The following is a 26965-nucleotide window of genomic DNA, read 5'->3' on the forward strand; positions in this document are numbered from 1 at the left end:
GTCTGCTGCCCTTTTTCACTGTGTTTCCTTACCCTGCCGTTAAGGCTTAGTCAGCTTCTTCTTGTCGTTCTTGTGATTCACCCAGGCGTTGATCATCAGGGTTGAGGCAAGAATCGCGCCCACGACGCCCAGCGATATCGCCACCGGGATATGGTAAATATCGACAATCAGCATCTTGATACCGATAAACACCAACACGACAGCCAGGCCGTATTTCAGCATTGAGAAGCGTTCCGCGACGTTAGACAGCAGGAAGTACATGGCGCGCAGGCCCAGAATCGCAAACAGGTTTGAGGTCAGAACGATAAAGGGATCGGTGGTGACGGCAAAGATGGCCGGGATACTGTCGACGGCAAAGATCACATCACTTAATTCGACCATGATCAGTACCAGCAGCAGCGGTGTCGCAAACAGTACGCCGTTCTTGCGGGTAAAGAATTTCTCCCCTTCCAGCGTGTCGGTCATGCGCAGGTGTTTACGCAACCAGCGCACCACCGGTTTGTCGCCCACCGCCGCATCATCCTCTTTCGCCATCGCCATTTTGATACCGGTAAACAGCAGGAAGGCACCGAAGATATACAGGATCCAGCTAAACTGCGTGACCAGCCAGCTACCCGCGAAGATCATGATGGTACGCAGCACGATAGCGCCCAGTACACCGTAGATCAGCACACGACGTTGCAGGTTGGCAGGAACAGAGAAGTAGCTGAACAGCATCATCCAGACGAAAACGTTATCGACCGCGAGGGATTTTTCCAGCACGTAGCCGGTCAGGAAAGCCAGCGTCTGACTGGTGGCGACTTCGCGTCCGGCGGTGCCGTCCAGATACCACCAAAATGCAGCACTGAACAGGAGCGAGACGGAAACCCAAATCAGCGACCAGACCGCAGCCTGTTTAAAGGACATGGTTTGCGAACCGCGACGACCCTGTAAGAACAGGTCAATCGCCAGCATGATAACTACTACAACCGCAAAACTGCCCCAGAGGAGTGGCGTACCTACAGTTTGCATAATCGTATCCTGTCTGAAAAATAAAAAAACGGCTGAAGTCAGAAGACGTCAGCCGCTTATTCAGTGTAAGCAAACCTCGCCTTCCGGCAAGGTCTCACTTACAACTCAGGAATTGATTCTGGGTTGCCTGATGACCGGATGCGTGCGCAACGTAGTGACGATCAATCAGCTTACAAGTTACTCCCCTTTGCAAGCGGGTAAGTTACGTGGCTGGCGCTCAGGAATCAATCATTGCCAGTCATATTTTGAAATATTTACATTCAGGATGCATCGGCCGGAAAAACGACGCCCGTCTGACGTCGGATCTCGGTGAGTAATCCGGCCACGCAACGAGAAACCGCCAGCGCCGGATGGCTGACATGGCGCTGTTCAACCAGCCGCACAAAGGTCTCTGCTTCATACAACATGCTGTTGATATGCTGCGGCTGGGTTAACGCCTGTTTATCCCCTTCACGCGGGATAAAGGTCACTGACTGGCACTCAGCGATGCGGTTTATCACCAGCGATCCCGCCTCACCCTGAATTTCACTGGCCAGCACGGAGTCACTGACCTTGGAGTGCACAATCGTGACATCAAACTCACCATAATTGAGGATCACCGTGCCGTGCGCATCGACGCCGCTTTCCAGCAGGGTGGCGGAGGCGTTAACCTGCTGCGGCTCGCCCCATAGCGTGACGGCCAGCGCCAGGCAATAGTAACCGATATCCATGATGGAGCCGTTGGACCAGCGGGGATCGAAAGTATTAGGCCGCTCGCCATTCAGGTAACGCGGATAACGAGAGGAATACTGGCAATAGTTCAGCAGCGCCTTGCGCAGTGTGCCAGTCTTTGCCAGCCCCTGTTGCAGTTGAATAAAGTTCGGTAAGCTGGCGGTTTTAAAGGCTTCAAACAGCACGACCTGATGCCGGAAGGCGCAGGCGATCATCGCCTCAGCTTCCTGCAGATTCGAGGCCAGCGGCTTTTCGCAAATCACGTGTTTACCCTGCGACATAAACAGCATGGCCTGCTGACAGTGCAGGGCGTTGGGGCTGGCGATATACACGGCATCGATTTCAGGATGGGCGGCCATGGCCTCCAGCGACGTAAAAAGCTGGTCGCAGGGATAATCATGACGGAATGCCTCTGCCTGCTGCAGAGTGCGCGAATAGACGGCACAGAGCGTCATCTTGCCGGTTTCATGTGCCGCTTCAATAAACTGACGCGTAATCCAGTTGGTTCCCACAATGGCAAAGCGAATCACAGTTAGCCTCCTGCACAGATAAAAACGCAGAGTAGCATCTGAAACCGGGCAGGCAACGCCAGACGTTGATCCTGAGATCTCCATTCCAATAATATGTCTCGATAACGCACGTTAAGCACAAGACGGGGAGCGCAGGTGAAAGGAAGTAAACATGCACTAAACTGGACCACATTGCTTATCGCCATCCCGGTTGGCTGTGCGGCGTCGTTAGTTACCTTGTTATTTCGTGAAACGATCGAGTTTATCAATCAGTTGCTGTTTGGCCGCAGCAACGACATTACCGAATCTCTGCATCTCTGGCCCTGGATATTCTGGCCGGTTCTGGTCGGTGTCGGCGGACTGCTGGCGGGATTCTTCCTGCGCTATGCGGTGGCAATCGAGCAGCAGCAAACCGTAAAAACAGATTATCTGGAAGTCATCAACGCGCGCCTTGATGTCGTGCCCACCAAAACCTCGCTCTTCCGGGCACTGTCGTCGATAGCCAGTATTGGCAGCGGCGCGTCAATCGGTAAAGAAGGCCCAATGGTTCAGCTTGCCGCCCTGTGCGGCAGCATCATTGGGCGCGTGTTGCCCGGCGCGTTGCAGTTAAAAAACAGTGACGTCGTCGCCATGGCCGCCGCCGCCGGTCTTTCGTCGGTTTATCATGCGCCGCTGGCGTCGGCTATCTTCGTGGCGGAAATTGCTTTTGGCATGTCGGCTTTACAACGGCTGATTCCGCTGGTGGTGTCGTCCGCTGTGGCGGTTATGACCATGTGGACGTTAGGCTTTCGTAATGCGCTGTATCCGCTGGCCGATGTCAGCTTCACGATGGATAGTTACAGCCTGCTGATTACCATCCTGATCGGTTTACTGTCTGGTCTGGCCGGCTTACTCCTTATTCGGCTGATTGCGCGCGCTAAAACGCTGTTCAGTCGGGTCAAGTCCTTGCCGTTGCGCCTTGGGGCAGGGGGATTTGCCGTGGGCCTGCTTGCGCTCATCTCAACCGATATCCTCGGGAATGGCTACGAGGTGATTGTGAAGGTGATGGCGGGTCATTATCTGCTGTCCGGGTTACTGCTGCTACTGGTGTTAAAAACCCTGGCGACTACTCTTTCCGTGGGATCCAATGCGGTGGGCGGGCTGTTTACGCCGTCCCTGCTCATTGGCGCGCTGCTGGGCATGGTCATTGCACTCGGCGGCGTGGCGCTGCATCTTCCGCTAGATAACGTTTTGCTGTTCGCCGCCGTAGGCATGGCGGCGGTGCTGGCTGCCGTGAGTCAGGCTCCCCTGATGGCGATGCTGATGGTGCTGGAAATGACGCTCAACAGTAGCTTGCTGTTCCCGGTCATGATCGCTTCCGTGCTGGCGACAATGGTGGTTTATCGCCTGCAAATGGCAAGTACCTATCCGGTCGTGACTCACCACTTCAACCGCTCTGAAGCCAAATATGACTTCGATAATATGCGCATCAGCGAGCTGATTATTCCGGGCGCGGCGCTCCAGCCTGAAGCGTCGGTGGGCGAAGCGCTGGCGGTGAGTTCGCTTAAGCGCGAACGCTATGTTTACGTGATCAACGCGGAAGGTGCATTCCTGGGCGTGGTCTCGATTCATGAGATATCACGCAGGGTGCTGGCACAGGAGATTAATCTGGACTCGCCGGTGCAGTGCGTGATGGATCAGGATTTCCCGGTCGCCTATCAGAATCAAAGCCTACGGGAAGGGTGGGAAGCCTTTGCGGCCGTGACGCTGGAGCGCCTGCCGGTGCTGAATAACCCGCAGGAGCGGCGTTTCCTGGGGGCGCTCACCAAAACCAGCCTGATTCAGCAAGCGCAGCAGTTTCTCTAAGCTGCGTTGCCCCGCATCGCCTGTTCCGTCATCCACAGGCGCGCATCGAATTCGAGCTGGTGGTAGTCCGGCTCCATATGGCAGCACAGCTGATAGAACGCCTTGTCGTGGTTTTTCTCTTTCAGGTGTGCCAGCTCATGCACCACGATCATGCGTAAAAAGGGTTCGGGCGCCTGGCGGAAAAACGTCGAAATACGGATCTCGGCTTTGGCCTTCAGGTTGCCGCCCTGCACGCGGGAGATGGCGGTGTGCAAACCCAGCGCATGCTTCATCACCTTAATCTTGTTGTCCCATACCACCTTATTGATCGGCGGAGCATTTCGCATGTAGCGGTTTTTCAGCGCCAGTGTGAAGTCGTACAGCGCCTTATCACTCACTCTGTCATGCATATCAGGATAGCGCTGTTGCAGCACCGGGCCTAAACGCTGGCGATCGATAAGGGTCTGCACCTGCTCAAGGATGGACTCAGGATAACCCTGAAGATAGATAAGTGAGGACATTAGAGATTCCCGGCGAAAGACAGTATACTGCGCCCCCTTTTTGGGGCGAAAATCAACCAAAGTGTACCACGCCGGAGAATTCATGAGCCAACTTGAACTGAACGATCGCGCACTAACCCTGCATCGTTTCCCGCAGATGCGTGACGAGAGTCCGTTACAAGCCTGGGATGCCGCTGATGAATATCTGTTGCAGCAAAGCCTGCCATCGGGTCCGGCGTTGATTTTTAACGACAGTTTCGGGGCGTTAACCTGCGCGCTGCATTCGCGTCCGGTGTGGCATATTAGTGATTCCTGGCTGAGCCAGCAGGCAACGCGCCAGAACCTGCGCCTGAATGCGCTGGATGACAGCGACGTCCATTTCCTCGACAGCCTCTCTGACTTACCGGCGGCGCCCGCACTGGTGTTGATTAAAGTTCCTAAAACGCTGGCCCTGCTGGAGCAGCAACTGCGTGCGGTGCGTCAGGTGATTACCCCGGAAACCGTAGTGCTGGCGGCGGGGCGTGCGAAAGAGATTCATACCTCCACGCTGCAACTGTTTGAACAGATCATTGGTGAAACCAAAACCTCGCTGGCCGTAAAAAAAGCGCGGGTGATATACAGTCAGTTCACCCAACCCGCGCTGCGTGAAAAAGCGCCAACGCAGGTCTGGCCGCTGGACGGAACGCCTTACCAGATTCACAACCATGCCAACGTGTTTTCCCGATCTTCTCTGGATATCGGTGCGCGCTTGTTCATGCAGCATCTGCCGGAAAATATTGAGGGCGAAATCGTCGATCTGGGCTGTGGCAATGGCGTTATCGGGCTGATGGCGCTGGCGCAGAATCCTGAGGCAGAGGTGCATTTCCTTGATGAGTCTTATATGGCAGTGGCCTCCAGCCGGTTAAACGTTGAGGTCAACCGCCCAGACGATCTGTCGCGCTGCCAGTTCCGGGTCAACAACGTGCTTAGTGGCTATCCATCCGATACCTTGCATGCCGTGCTCTGTAATCCACCCTTCCACCAGCAGCACGCGGTCACCGACCACCTGGCCTGGCAGATGTTCCGCGATGCGAAACGCTGCCTGCAATATGGTGGAGAACTGCGCATCGTTGGCAACCGCCACCTTGATTATCACCACAAGCTGAAAAAGCTGTTCGGTAACTGTACGCTGGTGGCCTCCAACAAAAAATTTGTGGTGCTGCGCGCCGTAAAAATGCGTTAACTAAAGCGTTAACGCCAGTGCGGTGGCCTGGGCGATTGCCCGACGGGCATCCAGCTCTTGCGCCACATCGGCCCCGCCAATTACCTGCACCGGTTTGCCGTTTGCCCGCAATGCCGCTTCCAGTTCGCGTTGCGGCTCCTGACCGGCGCAGATAATCACATTATCAACCGGCAGGACAAGCGGTTCGCCGTCGCGTTTGATATGTAGTCCTTCATCATCAATCGCCAGATACGTAATCCCGCCCCACATTTCAACGCCGCGTGACTGCAGGCTGCTGCGGTGGATCCAGCCGGTGGTTTTCGCCAGCGTTGCGCCGGGCTTGCCCGCCTTACGCTGAAGCAGCCAGATTTGGCGAGGGGATCGCAGCGGCGCGGGGGCGATCAGACCTCCGCGCTGCGTCAGGCTGTGATCGATGCCCCATTCACGATAAAAGTCGTCCACCGTTTCGGTCTGATGCGGTTGAGAAAGGTATTCTGCCGTATCAAACCCGATCCCGCCTGCGCCAATGATCGCCACGCGCGGCCCAACCGGACGTTTATCCGCCAGCACATCCAGATAGCTCAGCACGCTGGGATGATCGATACCGGGAATCTCTGGCGTGCGGGGTTTAATGCCGGTTGCCAGGATAACCTCATCGACGTCAGCCAGCATAGCGGCGCTGACCCGGCAACCTGTTTTAATGACCACGCCTGCCGCAGGTAAACGATGACGAAAATAGCGCAGGGTTTCGCTGAACTCTTCTTTGCCAGGGATCTGACGGGCGATATTAAACTGCCCGCCGATGTCTGGCGCGGCATCATAAAGTGTTACCTGATGCCCCCGTTCTGCCGCCTGCAACGCAAACGCCATGCCCGCCGGTCCGGCGCCGACCACGGCCAGCCGTTTAGCTGCGCGCGTCGGCGTAACGGGCATCAGGGATTCATGGCAGGCGCGGGGGTTAACCAGGCAGGAGGTCACATGACCGGCAAAAATCTGGTCCAGACAGGCCTGATTACAGGCGATACAGGTGTTGATGCTGTTGTCATCCCCCCGCTGCGCCTTGCTGACAAAGGCAGCATCGGCCAGAAAAGGTCGCGCCATCGACACCATGTCTGCACAGCCATCCTGTAATAGCTGTTCGGCCACCTGTGGGTGGTTGATTCGGTTAGTCGCTACCACCGGCACCGCGACGTGCTGACGCAAACGGCGCGTGACCCAGGCAAAGGCGGCGCGGGGTACGCAGGTGGCAATGGTTGGAATTCGCGCCTCATGCCAGCCAATGCCGGTATTAAACAGCGTCACACCGCAGCGTTCCAGCTCGCTGGCCAGCTGCAGCGTCTCTTCTAACGTGCTGCCGTGGTGAATTAAATCCAGCATCGACAGCCGGAAGATAATAATAAAGCGCTCGCCAGTGACCTGACGCACCGCGCGGGTAATCGCCAGGGCAAATTGCATGCGCCCGGTAAAATCACCGCCCCAACGATCCTGGCGCTGGTTGGTGTGCTGCACCAGAAACTGGTTAATCAGATAACCTTCGGAACCCATGATTTCCACACCATCGTAGCCCGCCTTCTGGGCGAGCCGGGCACAGTGGGCGAAATCGGCAATGGTCTGTTCAACCTCGGCATCGCTCAGTTCACGCGGAGTAAAGCGATTGATGGGGGCCTGTATCGCAGAGGGGGCAACCAGACCGCGCTGAAAGCTGTAGCGGCCCGTATGCAATATCTGCAGGGCGATTTTCCCCTCATGCTGATGCACCGCGGCGGTAATCTGTCGGTGCCAGTCACACTGTGCGTCGTCATTCAGTACGGCACCGTGTTCGGCGGTCACGCCTTGGGGATTCGGTGACACGCCGCCTGTGACGATCAGCGCCACGCCTTCCCGTGCCCGCTCGCCGTAGAATGCCGCCAGCCTGGCCGCGCCATCTTCACGCTCTTCAAGGCCCGTATGCATTGACCCCATCAGAAAACGGTTTCTGAGCTGAGTAAAGCCCAGATCGAGCGGGGTGAATAAAGCAGGATAGTGGGAGGGCAGCGCTGTCATAATCACTCACAGATAAAGTGGTCGGATGAGTTAGCTTCAACCATTTCTATGTTAAAAAAAAGTGAAATGGCATCAGGGTGTGAGAAACATCATAAAAGCGTCACTACCCGGCGCGGCAGCCCGCCCCTTAAACACGCCGCAAAAGAGCAGACTCAGTGGAATTCAGCGGCGGCGAATCCAGGAATAGCGCGAACGATAGCCGCTGCCGTGATGGGTATTGAAGCGGTAGCTGGAGCCAGATTCGGTGGCGCAGTAGGTACACAGAGGAATCAGGTCGATTTGTGCTGAAGGTATGCCTGTATTGACCAGCATCTGCTTAGCCAACTGCGGTAAATCGAACCAGATGCCTGCCTGGGTGGCAACGGCCTGGGGGCGCAGTGCGTACGGATTACGAGGCTGCTGCTCGTGATAGCGCAGCGGCAGGGGGATACCTGGCAACCGCTCAATATCTGCCAGGCGTTGCCGATCAAGCTCAAAACAGCAGGGCGCCAGCGCCGGGCCAATCGCCACGGTCAGGCTCTGGGGCGTTGCGCCGCGTTCACAGAGTTGCTCCACGGCGCGGTACAGCACCCCGGCCAGCGTGCCCTGCAGGCCGGCATGCACGGCGGCCACCTGTTTCTCTTGCCGGTCGGCAAACAATACGGGTAAACAATCGGCCGTGTAAACGGCGACGGGGCGATGACCGGTGGCAATCACGCCATCTGCATCACAGCTTTTAGGGGGGAGATTATGGATATCGGTGACGACCACGGCGCTGTGGCGCTGATGACCATAGGCCGCATCCTCGGGCGGCGGCTCACCTGCGGGCTGAAAAGCGTAATCGACCCAGTCGAGTGCATCAAGTAATGGCGAACGCGGCATGGCGGACATCCTCTTCTCCTGTCAGGTCAGCGTGCAATCTGCTGCCCTCAGCTTACGTTAACTGCTACATTTTTGAAGCGTTACCCACTCAAATCTTTCACACCTTAGGATGAAACGATGAAAAATTCAGTGAATGTCGCGCTGTCAGCCATGGTTGTGCTGGCGCTGGCGGGCTGTGCGCAACCTGCCCGGCAGCAGGCACAGCAGCAACTGGGGCAGCAATCGGTGCTGGCGTTAGACTGGTTCCAGCAGTCCGGCGAATATCAGGCGCTCAGCTGGCAGGCATTTAACAGCGCCCGTCTGGCCTTTGATCAATCGGCTTCGCTGACCGGCAAGCCTAAAGCGGTCATCGTCGATTTAGATGAAACCATGCTCGATAACAGCGCCTACAGTGCCTGGCAGGCAAAAAACGGACAGCCTTTCAGCGATAAGACCTGGTCAGCCTGGACCCAGGCGCGTCAGGCCAGAGCCGTTCCCGGCGCGGTGGAGTTTGCCCGTTATGTCAATAGCCATGGCGGCACCGTATTCTATGTCTCCAACCGCGATCAGAAAGATTACGCTGCGACGGTGGCTAACCTTGAACAGCTTGGTTTTAGCGGCGTGAGCGAAAAAACGGTGAGCCTGAAAACGGACTCATCAAACAAACAGGCACGTTTCGATGCAATCAAAAATGCGGGCTACAACGTGGTGTTGTATATCGGTGACAACCTGAACGATTTTGGTGGGGCAACCTGGCATCAGGGGAATGCACAGCGCCAGGCGTTTGTTGAGCGTAACCATGCACAGTTTGGTACACAGTTCATTGTGTTGCCGAACCCGCTCTACGGCGACTGGGAGAGCGGGATGGCCGAGAATTACAATAAACTGACGCCTGAACAGCAGCTCTCCGTCCGTGAAGCGCGCCTGAGGGCCTGGAACGGTAAATAATGTGTCAATACAGAGAGCCTGCAATGAGTAGGCTCTTTTTACATCGCTGTGGGCATTTACTTACTGTCGTCACTATTCTCATGCAAATTAAATTAACCATCTCTTGCTTTAATATTCCCTTTAACAAAGTTCATTTAACTGCCTAATTCGAATAAAGGCGGTGGATTGTGCTATTCATAAATTCTGCATTTAAGAGTAATCCTGGTCTGATGCGCGACCTCTGTTTTTTTTCATTCTCGCCCGGAAAGCGTTTTGTATTTATTTGTCAGTTTTGCTTTTCCTGATAAATATTTAACTAAATGATTTTAATGATAAATAATTAAAGTAACTAGATATCTCAGTGGTATGACCTCTTAATTTTATTTACGTAACCATGACGTTTGTTGAATAAGTGCTTACATAAAACGCCCTGTTTTTCTGGGCTGAAATATTCCGTGTGCATTGATAATGATAAGCAGCTATAACCTTTTAATGTGATGAGCTTCAGGTTTCGTAACCCATTCGCGGATATTAAGTGAGCGGGTTCACTCCGTGGTCAGCCAGAACGTCCTGTTCCCGGTCGTAGAGAGAAGATGATTGTGACGACACTTAAACCCTTATTAGCGAAAAATCGCAGTTGGGCACTTCAGCGCCGCCAGCGTAACCCCGCCTATTTTGAAAAATCCTTATATCAGCAAAAACCGCACTCATTATGGATAGGCTGTTCAGACAGTCGGGTACCGGCGGAGGTATTAACGGGATCGCATCCCGGTGAACTGTTTGTTCACCGTAATATCGCCAATATGGTCGTGGCAGAGGACGATAACCTGCTTAGCGTGCTGCAATATGCCGTTTTTTACCTTGGGGTAAAGCGAATCGTGCTGAGCGGTCACTACGGCTGCGGAGGCGTTCAGGCGGCCTTATCCCTGCCCGACAGCCCGCTGGCCACTGAGGATTCGGCACTGGCACGGCGTATTACTTTTCTGCGGCGTGGGTTAGCGAGTCATCTTCACAGCGAAGCCACGCAGGAGACGGAAAGCGAGAAACTGAATCGTCTGGTTGAGGCCAATGTTTTGGTGCAGTTTGCCAATCTGGTGGCGGCCGAACCGGTACGGCAGGCCTGGCAGTCTGGTCAGGAACTGGACGTGTTTGGCTGTGTTTACGACCTGCAATCGGGTCATCTTAAAGAGTTGATTCAGCAATCTGCAGAGGAGTCTTCACCATGAATCTGGATACATTACGCCGCGATGTGCCGGCAGGGCTGGTTGTGTTTCTGGTCGCACTGCCGCTCTGCCTGGGCATCGCACAGGCCAGCGGACTGCCGCCGTTTGCCGGTTTATTGACGGGGGTGATTGGCGGGATACTCGTGACCTCCCTGAGCCCTTCACGTTTTGCGGTCAGCGGACCGGCCGCGGGCCTGGTGACCATCGTCGTGGCCTCTATGGCGACGCTGGGCAGCTTCTCCGCGTTTCTGACCGCCCTGATTATCGCCGGGGTGCTGCAATGTCTGTTTGGCCTGTTACGCGCCGGGCGTTTCATCGCCCTGGTGCCCGGCAGCGTCATCAAGGGCATGCTGGCGGCGATTGGGTTGCTGCTGATTATGCAGCAGATACCGGTCGCGCTGGGCGCGGGCGGCAGCGTGAAGTTAGTGTCGCTGGTCAACGGGGAAATGACATTCTCGCTGTCCGCCCTGCTGGTTTCTTTAGTGGGCTTGTTCATTCTGTTTGTATGGACAACCGGACCCATTAAACGAATCAAGGCACTGGCATGGATACCTGGCCCCTTGTTCGCCGTGCTGTTTGGCTGTGTGGTGACCGTTGCAGGCGCGCGACTGTTCCCTGAACTCACCGGTGCCTTACCGCGCATTTCACTGCCCGCTTTTGACAGCGTTTCCGCGATGATGGCGGAGCTGGAAACCCCGGACTGGATGGCATGGAAAAATCCACAGGTCTGGGTCGTGGCCCTGACCCTGGCGCTGGTGGCGAGTCTGGAAACGTTGTTAAGCCAGGAAGCCCTGAAAAAGCTGCGGCCGCAAACCCCAGCGCCGTCACCCAACAGAGAAATGTTTGCCCAGGGCATAGGTAACCTGACGGCCGGCTTCCTTGGTGCCATGCCCATTACGGCGGTGATCGTCCGGAGTTCGGCTAACGTCAACGCTGGCGCACAAACTAAACTGTCCATTTTGCTGCATGGCGTCATGCTGCTGATTTGCGGAATGTGGTTCAGTGAAATGCTGAATGCTATCCCGCTCGCCAGCCTCGCGGCGGTGCTGCTGTACACCGGCTACAAGCTGGCCGCACCTCGTCTGTTTATTGAGCAGTTCCGCATGGGCGCGCAACAGTACGTACCGTTCCTGGCCACGATTATCGGGATTATTACGCTGGGGATGCTGGTCGGTATCGGTATCGGTATTGCCACCCAGATCCTTTACAGCATCTACAAGAGCCACCGTAACGCATTGCAGCTTACACGTTATGACGACCACTACGTTTTACGTTTCCAGCAAAATCTGACGTTTATGCACAATCCTAAACTGCAGGGGCTGCTTGATAAAATACCCGAAAATAGCGTGGTAATCGTCGATAACGATAATGCAGAATACATCGATCCGGACGTCAAAGCCGTCCTGAAGGATTTTGGTGAGAATGCGGATAAGCGGGGAATCCGTCTGAGTCAATGGCCGGTGGCGGTGAAATAACCGTTCAGACCAAAACAGTCAGACAAAACGTGAAAAATCGGATATCTCGGATATCCGATTTTTTTATTTGTAAGACATAATGGATGGGGATCTCTGCCTGCATGCTTATACCCAGTAACGGGCTTCAAATCGCTTACGTTCGTTCATTTAAGGGTGCTTTTCTTTGAATGGCGCAGACAAGATTCAGGGTTAAATAATCATAACGCCATATACCCCGTAAGCGGCGTGATGGTAAGCCTCTTTGTGACAAGGTCCAGACGTATGCGCGTTAAGCTGTTTGAAGAGCACAATGCTAAAAAAAGTGCCCTCTGGCTGTTTATGATTACTCTGATGTTCTGTTTTGTCGGCGGACATCTGCGTATTCCCCATGACTTATCCCTGTTCTGGCCGGTTAACGCCTTTATTGCCGGTATGATGCTGCGCTATCCCTTTCTTCATCGCACCCGTTTTTATCTTGTTTGTTTCAGCGCCATGGTATTTAACGACGCGGTGTTTTCAGGCTGGGCCTTACCGGCGTTCACACTGAACGTTGCCAATATTCTGTTTATCCTGATTTGCGTCGTGGTGATGGGGCGGCAGTATCAGCACGACTCCAGCAGCGAGCGTATCGCTAACGCCATGCGCATTTTTCCGGCTTGCCTGCTGGCGGCGTTCGGTTGCGCCACCTGGGGCGGCCTGGCGCAGGTCGGCAGCATAAATGCCGAATTTGCCGACGCGTGGATGAACTGGTTCAGCGAGCAGTTTTCGACCGGACTCATGCTGCTGCCGTTTCTGTTGACCTCAAGCTGGCGCGTGAGGATTTCAGCCCGGCGGCTGCAAATGGGCAAAATTGTCCCGTTAATTGCCGTCGTGCTGTCACTGGTCGCCGGGGCGTTAATGGGCGGGGCAGGCAGCCTTACCTTACCGGTGCCAGCCCTAATCTGGTGTGCCATCGTGTTGCCTGTGCCGCTGACCAGCCTGATCACCCTGATAACCGGGATTAGCCAAATTATTTTGGTTTCTCACGGTGTGATGAATATTCAGGGCGATAACAGTCTGCTGCCCATCAGCCATCTGACCTCAGCGCGCCTCGGCGTAGCCACGATCGCTCTGAGTCCGTTAATTGTGGCAGTAAGCATGGATGCGATTCGCCAGCTCAATGAACGTCTGGCGCTACGTGCGGACTACGATTTTCTGACCCAGCTCCTGTCGCGTTCGGGGCTGTATGAACATCTCCGCAATGAAGCCTGTTCTGAGCAACGCCAGGTTGGGGTGATCCTGCTGGATGTGGACTACTTTAAATCGGTCAATGACAATTTTGGCCATGATGCGGGCGACAGGGTACTGGAGGAGATCGCGCGGCGCATTTCGCCGCTGGTGGGCAACCACGGCCATATCTGCCGGTTTGGCGGAGAGGAGTTTGTGATTGTGCAGTTCGACCTCTCGCCGGAAATGATTTATTCACTGGCTGAAGGCATTCGTCAGAGCATCGTTAAAGAGAAATTCTTACTGCATGGCAACGCGGTCACCGTCACCGTCAGCCTGGGGCTGGCATACGGCCAGGCGCAACCCGGTGTGGAGTGGGCCGAAACGGTTAATCGTTTGATCTCTGCCGCGGATAAAAACCTTTATATCTCTAAGCGAAACGGCCGTAATCAGACCTCACCCGGCAATGCGCGCAGTGAGATGACCAGCGACGTTGCCTGAGCAGGCCGCTGGCGGCGATTAATTAACGCTGGTTTTGAGCGACGCGTTCTGTTGATGACGTTCCAGTGCCAGCTCAATCAGGCGGGTAATCAGATCCTGATAGCTCAGACCTGCCGCCTGCCAAAGCTTAGGATACATGCTGATGTTGGTGAAGCCGGGTAACGTATTCACCTCATTCACGATAATCTCACCGTCTTCGGTATAGAACACGTCAACACGGGCCAGACCAAAACAGGACAGCGCGGTGAAGGCGGTGAGCGCCACCTCACGAATCGCCTCATCGACAGCCGCAGGAATGTCCGCCGGAATCACCGTGTGTGCGCCGGTTTCGCTAATGTACTTGGTGTCATAGGAATAAAAGGCATCGCTCACCACGACTTCGCCGCAGGGGCTGGCCTCTGGGTAATCGTTGCCCAGCACGGCGCACTCGATCTCGCGACCTTTAATCCCTTTTTCAATTAAAACCTTATTGTCAAACCTAAACGCCAGCTCCAGCGCCGCACGAAACGCTGCAGCGGTGGTGACCTTACTGACGCCAACGGACGATCCCTGATTCGCTGGCTTGATAAAAAGCGGGAGTCCAAAGCGTGCGATAACGGCTTCGATGTCCAGATTGTTCATCTGCGCCTGCGTCACGCTCAGCCAGGGGGCAACCTTTAAACCGGCATCCCGCAGCAGGCGTTTTGTGACGTCTTTATCCATGCTGACGGCAGAGCCCAGCACGTCCGAGCCAACGAAGGGGAGCGAAGCCATGCGCAGCAAACCCTGCAGGGAACCGTCTTCGCCTTGCGTGCCGTGAACCACGGGAAAAATCACGTCGAGCTGCGACAGCGGATGGGCGTCCTTTCGGTCAATGATCTGGTTTTGGGGGTCGCCGGGGATGAGTGCGACCTGTTTTGCCGTGCGGTTTAAGGCAATCAGCGACGGATTTTCCGCATTCAGCAGAAAGTTTGAGGCATCATTAAGATGCCACTGGCCTTGCTTATCAATCCCCAGCAGCACAACCTCAAACCGGGTTTTATCAATCGCATCAACAATATTCTTAGCCGACTGCAATGACACTTCATGCTCAGAAGATTTGCCACCGAACACGATGCCAACTCGCTGTTTTTTCATCGAACCTTATCCACGTACAGGCAAATAAATACCCTACCACAGGCGTGACGATAAAAGACAGACAGACGCGCTTAACGCATCGCCCTCAGAGGCGGTGGCTAGCAGTCGGTAATTTTTTCATTACCAGAGACGGAGGGAAGCGATTTTTGAGGAACGCTTTTCAGAAACTCTTTTGACTCCTCATCCACCAGCCGGGTCAGCGTTAACTGCTCCTGAAATTTGGTCAGCAGAAGCTCCGCATCGGATTTAATCAGGCCGTCAGAGGACTCCAGAACCGTATTTATGGCCTGACTGATCGCTGAAATCAGCTCTTCGACACCGCCGCTTTTGCCCACGGTCAGCGTCAACGCGCTGAGCAACAGCGATTGCGCTTCTGTCTGAGCAACCAGTTCTTTCGTTTCAGCATCCATTTTTGAAATTTTGGCCAGCATGCTAAGAACAGCGCTTTTCATCATGGTCTTCCTCAGAGTCTGTGTAGGTGTTGAACATTATTAGCGCAGAGAAAAGCACAGGCAACCGTGCCGTGATCGGATGATTCCGCTTATCACGAAAGGCTTTGCGCCGCCGCCAGAGGCGTTATCCGGCAGGAATGCCTGGCAAGGGTAAACCCAAAAACGCCCGGGTAACCGCTGGCCCAGATTACACCTTCACGGCGCCTAAATGCTGCACAACGTAAAAAAAAGAGTATCAGGCTGCTTTTACAGCAATGCGTAACGTCATTCAGTATGAAAGACAAGTAAACAGGCGTTTATTCTCGCGTTTGTCTGGCGCTGCGGCGGTTAAAATTTGACTAACTCATCCTCAGCGCAACCCAATATGTATCGCAGAAAAATACATCTACGAACGCTCCTTACCGCGTTATCCATTGGAAGCGTCATACTGACTTCAGGTCTGCTGTTGGGCGCGCTGTTTATTTTTCAAAAGAGCAATATTGAAGAGTCGCTGTTAGACAGTAACATCGCCTACGCGCGCAAGCTGGCGGATACGACCGATCATTACCTGACCATTGCTCAGCGCGAACTGGCCTGGAGTGCTAATCAGATCACCGATCTCAACGATCTGAACAGGCTGCATCGCGAAACCACGCGTTTACTGCAGCAGTCCGGCTTTTTTAATTCGGTCGCTGTTGTTGACCGTCATGCCGTTATCGCTTCCGTTTCGCCTGAAAGCCTCAGCCTCGTGGGCGTGAAAGTAGACACTCCGCAGACAGAGCAGGCTATTACGTTCCGTAAGCCCTTTATTTCCTCGCCTTTCAACTCCCCTTCAGGCAATTACGTCGTGCTGCTGTCACAGCCCCTGTTTGCAGCGGATGGACGTTATCTTGGTTTTATCTGTGGAACCATCTACCTGAAGAAACAGAGCATGTTGAGTGATGTGCTGAGCCAGCATTATTACGGGGATGGCACCTCGGTGAGTATTGTCAGTGATGACGGCTCCGTTATTTTCAGTCACGATCCAGCCCAGGTTGGCAAACGCATGGCGCTAAGCCCACAGTTGCAAAAGCGGCTGGCCTCAACCACGAGTGGTCAGTTAATGATTCAGGAGGAGGGCAAAAAATACCTCATCGGTTATGCCAGCTTGCAAAAAACCGACTGGAATATTTTTATGTCAGGCACCTCAGAAACCGTGGGTAGCCTGATGGCGCACACGGCCAGGAGCGCGTTCTGGTTTATCCTCGGTGTTATCGTGCTCACCGCAACCTGTATGGCCTTTCTGGCGACGCGCATCTCTTATCCGCTGGAAAAACTGGCCGGAATGGTGCGCGATGGTGGTAGCGATGCCAGCCCGGAGCTGCTCTCATCGGTTAACACCTGGTATAACGAAGCGGACAGGTTGAGAGAGGCGGTTCAGCAGCATCGTCGGGCGGTCGCCGGACACGTTGCCGACCTGAATGATAAAGCCATGACCGATCCGCTGACCGGACTGAATAACCGGCGCGGCTTTTATATTCAGGCGGCGCAGCACAGCGAAGAGCCTGTGCAAAGCGCCATCGCTATTGATATCGATCACTTCAAAAAGATCAACGATCGCTACGGGCATGATGCGGGAGACGAGGTTCTGGTAAGCCTGGCAGGGTTGTTGCGTAAGCGATGCCGCACACTGGATGTGATAAGCCGTTTTGGGGGGGAGGAGTTTATTTTGCTGCTTCCCGGTACGGCACTGAACGACGCGGCCGCGATGGCGGAACGCATCCGTGAAGCCGTCAGCAAAACGTCATTTCCGTTTATCAGTGCGATGACTGTCTCTCTCGGCGTCGCGACGCTAAGTGAAACGGAGGACAAAGACGCCCTGTTAAGACGGGCAGACGAAGCGTTGTATGCGGCCAAAGGGGATGGCCGTAACCGGGTGATGATAAGCCACGAGGGCGCGATCTCTCGCTATCCTGCCGGATAAGCCTGCGCGCCGTGTATCAGCACATCTCACGCAGTTTCCAGTGCAGCCAGTGATCCAGTTCACTGTCTGCCAGCGGCCGGGAGTAGAAAAAGCCCTGCGCCTGGTCACAACCATATTCTGTTAATGCCTCGACGGTATCGACGCATTCTACGCCTTCAGCCAGCACGACATAATCCAGCTCTTTCAGCATGGCGATGATGTTGCGGGCGATGATGCGTGACGCCGTATCTGACGACAGCTCACTGATCAACGATCTGTCCAGTTTAATCACGTCCAGCGGCATACGGCGAAGATAGCTGATATTGCTGTAGCCGGTGCCAAAATCATCAAGAGAAATACCGAAGCCGCGCAGTTTAAGCATTTCAAGTCCGCGCATGGCGGAAGGGCTTTCCACAATGCGCTCTGTTTCCAGGCACTCAATTCCCAACAGCGACGTGGGAAGTTTCGCCTTTAACATTCTCTCTTCCAGCACGTCCGCGAAGCCATCAATCGAGAAATCACGCTCACTAACGTTAATCGTGATCGGCAACTGGATACAGCTATTGCGCAGACGTTTCAGGCGCGTAATCACGTTGTCTATGACCCAGGTGGTCAGGCTCGTGAGTATCTCTGTCTGCTCGGCCAGCGGAATAAATGAGGCAGGGGAGAGTTCACCGTGTACGGGATGGCGCCAGCGAATCAGAGCCTCCAGCCCAATAGGCTTGCCGCTTTGTAAGCAAATTTTGGGTTGGTAAACCAAATACAGGCCGCTATTTTCCCGCAACGCCCTCGCCAGATCGTTTACCAGGGTGAAGTCCTGGGTACGTTTGTTGTCGGTGGCCTCGCTAAAGCGTAAAGAGGGCAATCCCCGATCGATGGCTTCATGCAAGGCACTGACTGCCTGACGCAGCGTTTCGTGAGGGGGGAAAATGCCGGAGACAAAATCGACTTCACCGGTGTGCGTACTCAGCCCCACCGAGAGGCCTTCACCCAAATCCGCACTGATGCCCGCCATCTGGCAGGCCACCCAGTTAGCACTGATGCGGCTGTCCGCCCGGGTCAGCACGGCAAAACGTCCAGTCGCCACGGTGTAAAGAATATCGCTGGGTGCAGGACGCAGGCGTAAAGGCAGCAGTGTCGCAACATCTTTAAGCAGGCTTTCGACCGGGGCCATGCCCATTGAACGGGCCAGTTCATAGGCACGGGGCATATCTATACAGTCAATCAGGACCAGGCGACGCAGCGTGGTGTCACCGGCAGCCGCCAGATAATGCATGTCGCGGATCAGGCGCTGACGATTTGGCAGATTCGTCACCGGATCGATAAATCCTGCAGAATGCCACGCTTCCAGAAATGACATCACCAGTGATGACAGCAGTGTCAGCGTCGTGATTTGTGCCGGGGTGAAAGGATGCGGCTGAATATCGGTCACACACAGCGTGCCCAGATTAATGCCATCGCGGTTTTTAAGCGGTACGCCCGCATAAAAACGAATAAAGGGGGCACCAATGATCAGCGGATGTGCCGCGAACCGGCTGTCCAGAAACGTGTCTGGCACCACCACCGCAGCATCGCTGTCTACCGCGTAGCGGCAAAGGGAGTCCTCGCGGGAGGAGCGCTCCAGCTTGAAGTTGTGTGAGGCACGAATGTACTGGAATTCGTCATCAATGACCGAAATAAAGCTTCCGGGAATATTCAGCGCCTGACTGGCAAGCCTGACGAATTTTCTCAGCACATCATCCCGACTTTCATCGGGGTAGCGAAGGGCCTCAAGGGCACGCGTGCGGCGTTCATGATCGCCGTCGAGATTCATAAGCATGTGTGTCCTCCGCTCCGGATTGCTCACGGCGCGAAATTAAAAAGAAAAAATGTCGAATAAAAACACCGGAATGAGGCCGGACTCGGCGAAAGGAAAATAAAAAATAGTTTTTTTCTCGGTAAATAATAGGCGCGTTCTGGTTTTATGTCTCTTTTTATTTTCTTTAATGAATTTATTAGTTATCAACGATGCATACATTTAATCATATTTCGGTCTTTATTTTTTCAATAACGCTGCCACAATACTCAGACAAGAGTAGCGCGCTATTGTTTTGCTCGCAACTATTAGCCGTGAATATTTTATTTGAGCTTTTTTTGCCGCCACACCGGGGAAATACCATGAATATCCTAAAAAATTTTACAATCAGACGCGTTGTCCTCTGGATCCTTATCGCTGCCGTCATAATTATCGCACTAGCCGGCGCATATGGATCGTTCATCATCAATGAAATCGGCCATCAGGCCAGCCGCAGTAACAGCCTGACTCAGCAGCTGGTTTTTCTTAATCGCGCCAGCTTGCAGGTGCAGGCTAACGCAACGGCTACGCATGCAGACATCGCCGCCCAGGCACCGGCAGAGGCTGACTGGCAGCGGTATCGTACCGCACTCACCAGCGTGCCTCAGGATTATCCCGCAGCGGCTCAGGAACGGCTCTCGGCACTTGAACAGCAGCTTTCCGCTAATCAGGCACCGCTGCGCAATGAGCATCAGAAGCTGGTCGATCTCTTTCTGGTGACGCTGGCCGCCGTCACCGCGCTGCTGCTCTTTTGCGACCGTTATCTGGTGGTGCACCTGGTGCGACCGGTCGCGAAACTGCGCGCTCACTTCCGCGTGATTGCCGAAGGTGATCTGACCCGTGAACCCGAAGATCTTGGCAGGAATTGTGTCGGGCAAATGGTTCCTTTATTGAAAGAAATGCAACAAAGTTTGTTAAATACCGTTCTGGCTATTCGCGATAACGCCTCTGTTTTGAACTTTGAAGCGGGGGATATTGCGAAAGGGAATGCTGACCTGTCGAACCGAACGGCCACCCAGGCTGCGGCGCTGGAGGAGACGGCTGCCAGCATGGAGCAACTGACGGCCACCGTTCGGCACAATGCTGAAAACAGTCGTGAAGCGCGTGAGCTGGCAGGTATAACAGCCCAGACAACGCAGAAAGGCGAGCAGCTGGTTAAAACAGTAGTGACCGCGATGACGGGACTTGCCGTGGGGGCTGAAAAAATCCGCCAGTTTACTGCCACCATTAATGGCATCGCGTTCCAGACCAACATTTTGGCCCTCAACGCCGCGGTTGAGGCCGCACGTGCCGGGGAACAGGGGCGTGGCTTTGCGGTTGTTGCCAGCGAAGTTCGGTCGCTGGCCCAGCGCAGTGCTGAAGCGGCGAAAGAGATAGAAGGACTGATTGCGGACACGGTCGCGCGCATTGGTGAAGGGCGCGGAGCAGCCGACAGCGCCGGCAGCACGATGGAAGAGGTCCTGCAGAGCGTGAGCAGCGTTAACGAGCTGATTAGCCAGATAGCGCTGGCATCCGAAGAGCAAAGCAAGGGCCTTTCTCAGGTGACGATCGCCGTTGCCGAGATTGACCGTGTGACGCAGCAAAACAGCACGCTGGTTCATAAGATATCGGCTTCAGCAGAGAGCATGAATAATCAGACGGAAACGCTGACCAGCGTGATCACGCGGTTTACGCTACCCGCGACGTCCCCCGCTCAGTTTTCCCCAGTCACGCCAGCACCGGCGAAGCGTCACATCGTCTCTGCACCGACCAAAGATGATGATGCGTGGGTCGCGTTTGGCCGTTAATTCGTGCCTGTCTCATAAGATATTAAGGGACTGGGAACAACCTGATACCTTATAAACGCGCTAACCTGCCGCGATGCCTTTTAAAACCCCGTATTGGATGCGGGGTTTTTTGTTTGCATTAAATAGAGCATTCCGTGATAAATATTTACTTACATAATAACAACACAGAATAAAAACCAAAATTTTGAGCCAGTTAAATATAAAGGCGTTTCGCTTAATCAAAATAAGCCGGGCTGAACTGACCCTCCTTTTAGAGATAAATAATCCCTACAGACGAGCTGCCCCCTGTTTGACATTTCAACAGATAAGATTAAAAATCCTTATGAAATGTGTGCTGCAACGGTTGCAGACAGATGTGTCAGCGGACACCGAAGGGATCGGCTGACGACCTGTTACCCTACTTTATCCACAGGGAGCCTGGTTTGGGAAATTCAATCGTCCGACGGCCCGTTACCGTCCAGAATAACGTGCGTGAACTGCGGATTGCCGCTGGCCTGTCGCAGGAAGGGGCTGCCGAACGCTTCGACCTGAGTCTGCGGGCATGGCAAACCAAAGAGGCCACCGCCAAGGTCGCCCTGTTGAGTCAGGGTGAGTATGAGCTTCTGCTGCTGCTTGCAGGGCGCCATCCCCATTACGAACTGGTGCCGCAACAGAAAAAATGACGATTTTTACCCTTTGAAAGTGTAAACACGGTTTTAGCTATGAAGTTCGCTCCTGAACGGACGATAATTGCAACATCGGGCACTATGTAAGAGTAGATGTCGTTATCAGTACAGGTTTCTGATCTCAGACATTATGCTGTACAGGCGGACCTATGTTGCGGCTTCAGGTTGATGTGTAGTGCGTTACCTGGTTCTGTCTGATTGCAGGCGTCCTCTTTTTACTGTGAGATGCCCGGCCACAGTATATGACCTCAGGAGGACAAACTCTGAAGCACTCAACTGAAAGCGGCTGTGAAGTCGCACGCTTGCGTGCGCTTGCCCAGTACCATCTGATGGATACGCCGCCCAATGAAGCCTTTGATCGACTGACTATTCTGGCGGCCAGACTGTTCAGCGTGCCGGTCGCATTTGTGTCGCTGATAGATGAAAAACGGCAGTTTTTTAAGTCGCGTTATGGTTTGCAAATCACAGAAACCTCGCGAAGCGTCGCGTTCTGCCACCACACGCTCGAAAGTGACGATATCCTTTGCGTTCCCAATGCGCTCGACGATCCCCGTTTCGCAAACAGCCCGCTGGTGCAGGGTTATCCTTTTATCCGGTTCTATGCGGGTGTGCCGCTGATTACGCCGGACGGGCATCGCATTGGTACGCTCTGTCTGACCGATAATCATCCACGCCCCGCGATGAGTACGACCGACCGTCAGAATCTGACCGATCTTGCCGCACTGGTCATGGATCGCATGGAAGTTCATCGTATCGAGGTGCTGCGTCATGCCAGTCAGCAGCGCCTCGAAGCCATCTCGATAACCTCGCCCGATGCCATTATCTGTACGGATTTGAACCGGGGGATTACCTTCTGGAACCCTGCAGCGACCAACATGTTTGGCTATGATGCTGAAGAGATGGCGGGTAAATACGTTGCCGGACTCATTCCGGAGCGCTGCCAGACGGATTACCGCAATGAGCTTGAGCGCCTTGAACATGAAGAGGCGGCTATCTCAGCGCCGCGTACCTTGCAGATCTGGGGCAAGCGGTGCAATGGGGAAGAGTTTCCGGCGGAAGTCTCTTTTTCCGGCTGGCGGGAGGGCATTGAGCGTTACATCGGTATGATCATTCGGGATGTGACGCTTCGTTACGAGAGCGAAGCCCGTCTGTGCGAGTTGGCCTCACTGGACATGCTGACACGGCTTGCCAGCCGAAGCGCCTTCATGACGCAGCTCAGCAAACTCACTGAATCAGGCGTACCTTATACGCTGCTGATGACAGATTTAGACAGTTTCAAAGACGTTAACGATACCCGCGGTCATGCGGCTGGTGATGCATTGCTTTGCCATGTGGCTGAGCAAATCCGCGCTGTCTGCACTCAGGCTATCGCCGCCGCTCGTCTGGGGGGCGATGAGTTTATCGTTTTACTGCCCTGCGGTAGCGATGAGGCGATGAAGATTGCCCAGCAACTCACCGCCGCGATTCAGACGCCTTTTCATTACATGGATTCGACTATAGCGGTCGGTGCCAGCACCGGGGTGGCCAGTTTTCCCCATCACGCGACGGATACCTCATCGGTGATGTCAGCAGCCGATCTGGCGTTGTACCGGGCTAAGGCAAGCGGCAAAGGCCAGTCAGTGCTGTTTAAGTCTGAGTTTCGTGAGGCGGAACTGGGGCGGCGTCGGTTTGAACGTGAGCTGGAAGCCGCCGTTCGCCAGCAGCAGTTTGTTCTGCATTATCAACCGCGGTTTGATGCCCAGAATGGCGAGTTAATCGGCTGTGAAGCCCTGGTACGCTGGATGCATCCGGCGAGGGGCCTGCTGTTTCCCGCTGATTTCATCGATATGCTGATTAAAAGCCCTTTGTCCATTACTCTGGGGACGTGGATTGTTCAGTCTGCCGTCAGTCAGGTTAAGCAGTGGCGTGCGCAAAATCTGTCCCTGCGGGTCAGTATTAACCTGTTTCCGCGCCAGCTAATGGAGGCTGGCCTTGAAGAGGTGATCCGTCAGTGTGCCGGCGATGACGCAGGTTTTATCGACCTGGAAGTGGACGAACCCTTGCTGACCAATACTGTGGACATCAAATCGCAGGTTTTAGAAGCCATTCAGGCGACGGGAGCATTATTGATCGTTGATCACTTTGGCCGAAGCCTTGCCTCAATGAGCCTGTTACAACATCGCTGCGTCGCGGGGCTTAAGATTGATAAATCACTGACTCTGCAACTGGAGAAGAGCAACAAAACCCGGCTGTTAATCAACGCTATCGCGTCACTGGCTAAAAATATGGGGATTACGGTGGCCGCCGAGGGCATTGAGAACGACGCACAGCACGCGTTGATTTGCGCGGCTGAATGCGACGTTTTGCAGGGCAATCAGACGGGCTCTCCGGTCAGCGCACCCCGGTTTGAACAACTCTATCTCCGTTGAATTAAGCCTTCGCCGTGTTCCCGTCAGGGATAGCGTTTCACTGTGCCTGGCAAACCCCGCCAGGCACTTATTGACCCTACGCATGACAAAAAAACGGCACCGCAAGGGTGCCGAAGTAAGCAACATGTGGTCAGGACAATCATTGTGATAATCAACTCACATTACCCTTATCGGCTCGCCAGGCAGAACATGGAACCGGCCCGATAAGACTTTGCAAAAATGTGATATGAAGCTTAATTCTTACTGTCAGACGGCACTTATCAGCAAAAAATTAGAGACGTATTTCAGCTTTAGAAAAAATTTGTCCGATTTCGACTGGCGACAATTCAGATGGTGAACTAATTTAAAAACGCTGTTTGGAAGTCATTTAGGATTTCCCTGAGAACTCCGGCCCGACCCTTTAACGAGGTGCGGGCATTTTTTTTGTCGGCGTCAGGGGGTTTGCATTTTGTCGTAAAGCGTAAGGGGGGAGCTCGCCCTCCGTAGCGCATCTGAAAACCGCTACTCGCACTGTGCTATACAGCAGAGCGCAGCGAGGGAGAGACGGATTCCGACGTGATGTTACGTAGAGGGCGGTGTTGGGTTTGACGTGCTCATTGATGGAAGCACGGTTTAGCAGGTGTTATTGACTGAATAGCATGGCCAGTAGTTCACGATAATGCAAAGCGTCTTCCTCACGGGTGGCTTTTTCAAGACAGCCGATGAGCTTAAGACAGATGATCCGTCGACTGACGGGCTTATTCTCGTGAAGTATTTCAACCGCTATCCTGCCCAGCGTTTCGAGCTGGTGGGGATGATCAATCTGGCTGAAATAGTGGGCCAGACTGCTGGTTTTCCCCGAAGGTGGTAAACCGTTCTGGCGCATAGTGTTCCCTTGAGCGAAGTAGGAAGAGTTGTGCGCAAGTTAACCGATCCTGGGGGCTGCTGTACAGCAGTATTACCGATCGTGCCCTAACAAAAATCTGTGCCGTTTGGCTTACTTTTTCTGGGCCCGGTGTGACAATGCCTGCACGCCGCTGAGAAACACGAATACCGGCATACCCGCGCATATTTGTTTTTCAAACTCACCGCGAAACCTGCCTGATTTTTTGAACGTTGCAGGAGGGGGAAATTGGGCTGGTCACCTCGTCGGGAAATGTTATCCGCAATAAATCCTGTCTTCTGCATCAGTAAAAAAACAACACTGCATTGAGTGTGGTTTTATAGGTTGTGATAAGCGGGCGCTTAAAAAGTGACAAGTGAAATTATCAGATGAAAATCATAAAATAAGGCAGGTTATAGGGTTAAATGCTGCGCAGATTGCCTCTTTAAAGATGTCGAGACGTTAATGACCACCGACCCGCAAGCCTTGCAGCGTCAGGCCTGGTTCGACCATTTTCAGCCAGGCTGCGCTTTAAGAATAGTCTTTTACAGGATTTTAGTAAGTAAATTAACCCACAAAATGATTGTTTTTCATCAGGTTAAAAAAAGCATTTAAAATATAAGATATTCGCACCTGTAAAATATTGTTCTGATGGCCAGGAAATATTTTTGTCATCTGGCCTCGGGTCACTAAAATAGCTTATGTAGAAACGATGTAATTTATAAAGCAGGAGGATACAGTGTTATTTCATGACGATGAGAAAGAGCACGTCATTCTTGGTGAAGCCGTGGTCAGCCTGGCTCTCGGTGAGAAAGAAATAAGTTTTGATACGCTCATCACAGAGCTCAACCAGATGGCCGAAGAGGAAACCTGTGACAACAGACTGGCAGAGATTTTTGCTGCCCGTAGCTGGCTGAAACAGTTCAGGCAGTCGCATGCCCGTCCCAATGCGAGTCTGAGGTGGCTTATGTTGGCGAACCAGAATGAAAACGCGAAGCGCAATGATGATGTCATCCGATTCCGTTCGGATGAGGACGATGACAGATAGCTTCGCTGCCAGAGACTTGTACAAGGTTCACCTTGCGACATGAAAAAGGAATGTCTAAGACAGTCTTTGCCTGTTAAAGAGTGGGTAACGTTCTAAAGGTTAAGAATCTGATACTCACGCAAGTAATTGTTATACAGGGCATAGCACTTTATGCACAATTCTCAGCGCAGGGAATAAACGGAATTCCTGTACAATTTTCCAGATGTTGTATAAGTTTAGTGGACAAGGCTTGGTTATAGTTCACTCAATTTCACATCTGGGGGTTTAGCATGCATCAGAACGAAACCACTACAAATACCGTCCATGACATTGCGCGCTACTTCGGCAATGACACGCAGCCTTCTGAAAAAGAGACGCTGGGTCAGGTCATTCTTGAGATCCTGCATGCAGGTAAAAGCCTTAACCGTAAGGCCATTTGCAGCGCGCTGATCCGTCGCCTTAGCCAGTCGACCGGGCCTCAAGAAGAGCAGCATTACCAGAAACTTATCGGCATGCTTTTTGACCGCTGAGATTCGTGCCGCGTTGCGTTAAAGGGTAATAACGTCTCGCAGCATCAATCTGATCGGCCAAATTAGCAGGTCATTAGAAGCCTGAGCGTTTGAGGCTGGTTTGCCCGGTTGTATGGGCACAATGTCATCAGAGGTGCGGGTATGCTGAAAGACAAACTTGAGAAACTGACTGAGCACATCATGGGCGAGGCGGTGATTGCGCTACTGGACAGCAATGACAGAATCAGCGGTGCGACCCTGGCTAACAGGCTAAAGTCTATGCTCAGAGATGAAACGGATGCCGGGCGGCAAGAGGCCATTGAAAAGGTGCTTGCTGAAGTGCAGAGCGAGTTTGCCTCCGCGCGTGATCCCGTTGATTCTGCGGCGCTTGCATTCGGTCAAAGCGTCCCGGACAACAGTCGCAAGCATTAAGG

The 26965-nt window shown here is 53.7% G+C and carries 22 protein-coding genes; 13 read left to right on the forward strand and 9 right to left on the reverse strand.

Features of this window, described 5'->3' with window-relative positions; all coding sequences use genetic code 11:
* Positions 1–39: 39 nt before the first annotated feature.
* Positions 40–1011: a TerC family protein gene (locus NXS97_RS15850; RefSeq protein WP_116220073.1), complete on the reverse strand. Its 972-nt coding sequence runs from the start codon at positions 1009–1011 to the stop codon at positions 40–42.
* A 260-nt stretch (positions 1012–1271) separates the two neighbouring features.
* On the reverse strand, positions 1272–2252 hold the full coding sequence (locus tag NXS97_RS15855; protein WP_015699456.1) for a Gfo/Idh/MocA family protein: 981 nt from the start codon (positions 2250–2252) through the stop codon (positions 1272–1274).
* Between the two features lie 135 nt (positions 2253–2387).
* Between NXS97_RS15855 and NXS97_RS15860 the strand changes: the two genes are divergently transcribed.
* Positions 2388–4076, forward strand: a complete 1689-nt coding sequence (locus NXS97_RS15860) for a chloride channel protein (RefSeq protein ID WP_013027320.1) — start codon at positions 2388–2390, stop codon at positions 4074–4076.
* Here NXS97_RS15860 and NXS97_RS15865 read toward each other — a convergent pair.
* Positions 4073–4576 carry a M48 family metallopeptidase gene (locus tag NXS97_RS15865; RefSeq protein WP_014604939.1) on the reverse strand — a complete coding sequence of 168 codons (504 nt, stop codon included), beginning with the start codon at positions 4574–4576 and terminating at the stop codon, positions 4073–4075. The genes NXS97_RS15860 and NXS97_RS15865 overlap by 4 nt on opposite strands.
* An 82-nt stretch (positions 4577–4658) precedes the next feature.
* Between NXS97_RS15865 and rlmG the strand changes: the two genes are divergently transcribed.
* The gene (rlmG, locus tag NXS97_RS15870; protein WP_014594681.1) at positions 4659–5777 is read left to right on the forward strand and encodes a 23S rRNA (guanine(1835)-N(2))-methyltransferase RlmG; all 1119 of its coding nucleotides are present in this window, start codon (positions 4659–4661) and stop codon (positions 5775–5777) included.
* Here rlmG and NXS97_RS15875 read toward each other — a convergent pair whose 3' ends face one another.
* A complete protein-coding gene (locus tag NXS97_RS15875) occupies positions 5778–7799 on the reverse strand; it encodes an NADPH-dependent 2,4-dienoyl-CoA reductase (protein ID WP_116220072.1) in 2022 nt (673 codons plus the stop codon).
* Positions 7800–7961: 162 nt separating this feature from the next.
* Positions 7962–8669, reverse strand: coding sequence for a polyphenol oxidase family protein (locus NXS97_RS15880; RefSeq protein ID WP_104932952.1), 708 nt, complete (start codon positions 8667–8669; stop codon positions 7962–7964).
* A 108-nt stretch (positions 8670–8777) separates the two neighbouring features.
* Between NXS97_RS15880 and NXS97_RS15885 the strand changes: the two genes are divergently transcribed.
* From NXS97_RS15885 to NXS97_RS15900, 4 genes are all read left to right on the forward strand, one after another.
* Positions 8778–9587 (forward strand): 5'-nucleotidase, lipoprotein e(P4) family, encoded by an 810-nt coding sequence (locus NXS97_RS15885; protein ID WP_013027315.1) that lies wholly within the window; start codon positions 8778–8780, stop codon positions 9585–9587.
* Between the two features lie 572 nt (positions 9588–10159).
* On the forward strand, positions 10160–10792 hold the full coding sequence (locus tag NXS97_RS15890) for a carbonic anhydrase (protein WP_014594678.1): 633 nt from the start codon (positions 10160–10162) through the stop codon (positions 10790–10792).
* Positions 10789–12264, forward strand: a complete 1476-nt coding sequence (locus tag NXS97_RS15895; protein WP_013027313.1) for a SulP family inorganic anion transporter — start codon at positions 10789–10791, stop codon at positions 12262–12264. The genes NXS97_RS15890 and NXS97_RS15895 overlap by 4 nt, the downstream gene beginning before the upstream one ends.
* 261 nt (positions 12265–12525) lie before the next feature.
* Positions 12526–13950 carry a GGDEF domain-containing protein gene (locus NXS97_RS15900; RefSeq protein ID WP_028715831.1) on the forward strand — a complete coding sequence of 475 codons (1425 nt, stop codon included), beginning with the start codon at positions 12526–12528 and terminating at the stop codon, positions 13948–13950.
* 18 nt (positions 13951–13968) lie between these two features.
* Here NXS97_RS15900 and ddlA read toward each other — a convergent pair whose 3' ends face one another.
* Complete coding sequence (gene ddlA / locus NXS97_RS15905; protein ID WP_042677133.1) at positions 13969–15066, reverse strand: D-alanine--D-alanine ligase; 1098 nt, start codon at positions 15064–15066, stop codon at positions 13969–13971.
* Positions 15067–15164: 98 nt separating this feature from the next.
* Positions 15165–15518: an anti-adapter protein IraP gene (gene iraP / locus NXS97_RS15910; protein ID WP_022622436.1), complete on the reverse strand. Its 354-nt coding sequence runs from the start codon at positions 15516–15518 to the stop codon at positions 15165–15167.
* A 364-nt stretch (positions 15519–15882) separates the two neighbouring features.
* Between iraP and NXS97_RS15915 the strand changes: the two genes are divergently transcribed.
* Positions 15883–17460, forward strand: coding sequence for a diguanylate cyclase (locus NXS97_RS15915; RefSeq protein ID WP_014604944.1), 1578 nt, complete (start codon positions 15883–15885; stop codon positions 17458–17460).
* Positions 17461–17476: 16 nt separating this feature from the next.
* Here NXS97_RS15915 and NXS97_RS15920 read toward each other — a convergent pair whose 3' ends face one another.
* Entirely contained in the window at positions 17477–19258 is a 1782-nt protein-coding gene (locus tag NXS97_RS15920; protein WP_014594673.1) for a GGDEF and EAL domain-containing protein, read from the reverse strand.
* 338 nt (positions 19259–19596) lie between these two features.
* On the opposite strand from NXS97_RS15920, the gene NXS97_RS15925 reads away from it, so the two are divergent.
* The 3 genes from NXS97_RS15925 (at position 19597) to NXS97_RS15935 (ending at position 24133) form a co-directional block, all read left to right on the forward strand.
* Positions 19597–21060, forward strand: a complete 1464-nt coding sequence (locus tag NXS97_RS15925) for a methyl-accepting chemotaxis protein (RefSeq protein ID WP_116220071.1) — start codon at positions 19597–19599, stop codon at positions 21058–21060.
* A 422-nt stretch (positions 21061–21482) separates the two neighbouring features.
* Complete coding sequence (locus NXS97_RS15930; RefSeq protein WP_014604946.1) at positions 21483–21722, forward strand: hypothetical protein; 240 nt, start codon at positions 21483–21485, stop codon at positions 21720–21722.
* 245 nt (positions 21723–21967) lie between these two features.
* Positions 21968–24133: an EAL domain-containing protein gene (locus tag NXS97_RS15935; protein WP_116220070.1), complete on the forward strand. Its 2166-nt coding sequence runs from the start codon at positions 21968–21970 to the stop codon at positions 24131–24133.
* A 622-nt stretch (positions 24134–24755) separates the two neighbouring features.
* Here NXS97_RS15935 and NXS97_RS15940 read toward each other — a convergent pair.
* On the reverse strand, positions 24756–24998 hold the full coding sequence (locus tag NXS97_RS15940; RefSeq protein WP_013027304.1) for a biofilm development regulator YmgB/AriR family protein: 243 nt from the start codon (positions 24996–24998) through the stop codon (positions 24756–24758).
* 736 nt (positions 24999–25734) lie between these two features.
* Between NXS97_RS15940 and NXS97_RS15945 the strand changes: the two genes are divergently transcribed.
* The 3 genes from NXS97_RS15945 (at position 25735) to NXS97_RS15955 (ending at position 26963) form a co-directional block, all read left to right on the forward strand.
* Positions 25735–26043 carry a hypothetical protein gene (locus NXS97_RS15945; protein ID WP_013027303.1) on the forward strand — a complete coding sequence of 103 codons (309 nt, stop codon included), beginning with the start codon at positions 25735–25737 and terminating at the stop codon, positions 26041–26043.
* Positions 26044–26312: 269 nt separating this feature from the next.
* Positions 26313–26552 (forward strand): regulatory protein YcgZ, encoded by a 240-nt coding sequence (gene ycgZ, locus NXS97_RS15950; RefSeq protein ID WP_013027302.1) that lies wholly within the window; start codon positions 26313–26315, stop codon positions 26550–26552.
* A gap of 141 nt (positions 26553–26693) precedes the next feature.
* Positions 26694–26963, forward strand: a complete 270-nt coding sequence (locus tag NXS97_RS15955; protein WP_014604949.1) for a hypothetical protein — start codon at positions 26694–26696, stop codon at positions 26961–26963.
* The last annotated feature ends 2 nt before the right edge of the window (positions 26964–26965 follow it).

Origin of the sequence: Pantoea sp. B623 (genome assembly GCF_024814475.1) — a bacterium.
Lineage (GTDB): Bacteria > Pseudomonadota > Gammaproteobacteria > Enterobacterales > Enterobacteriaceae > Pantoea > Pantoea ananatis.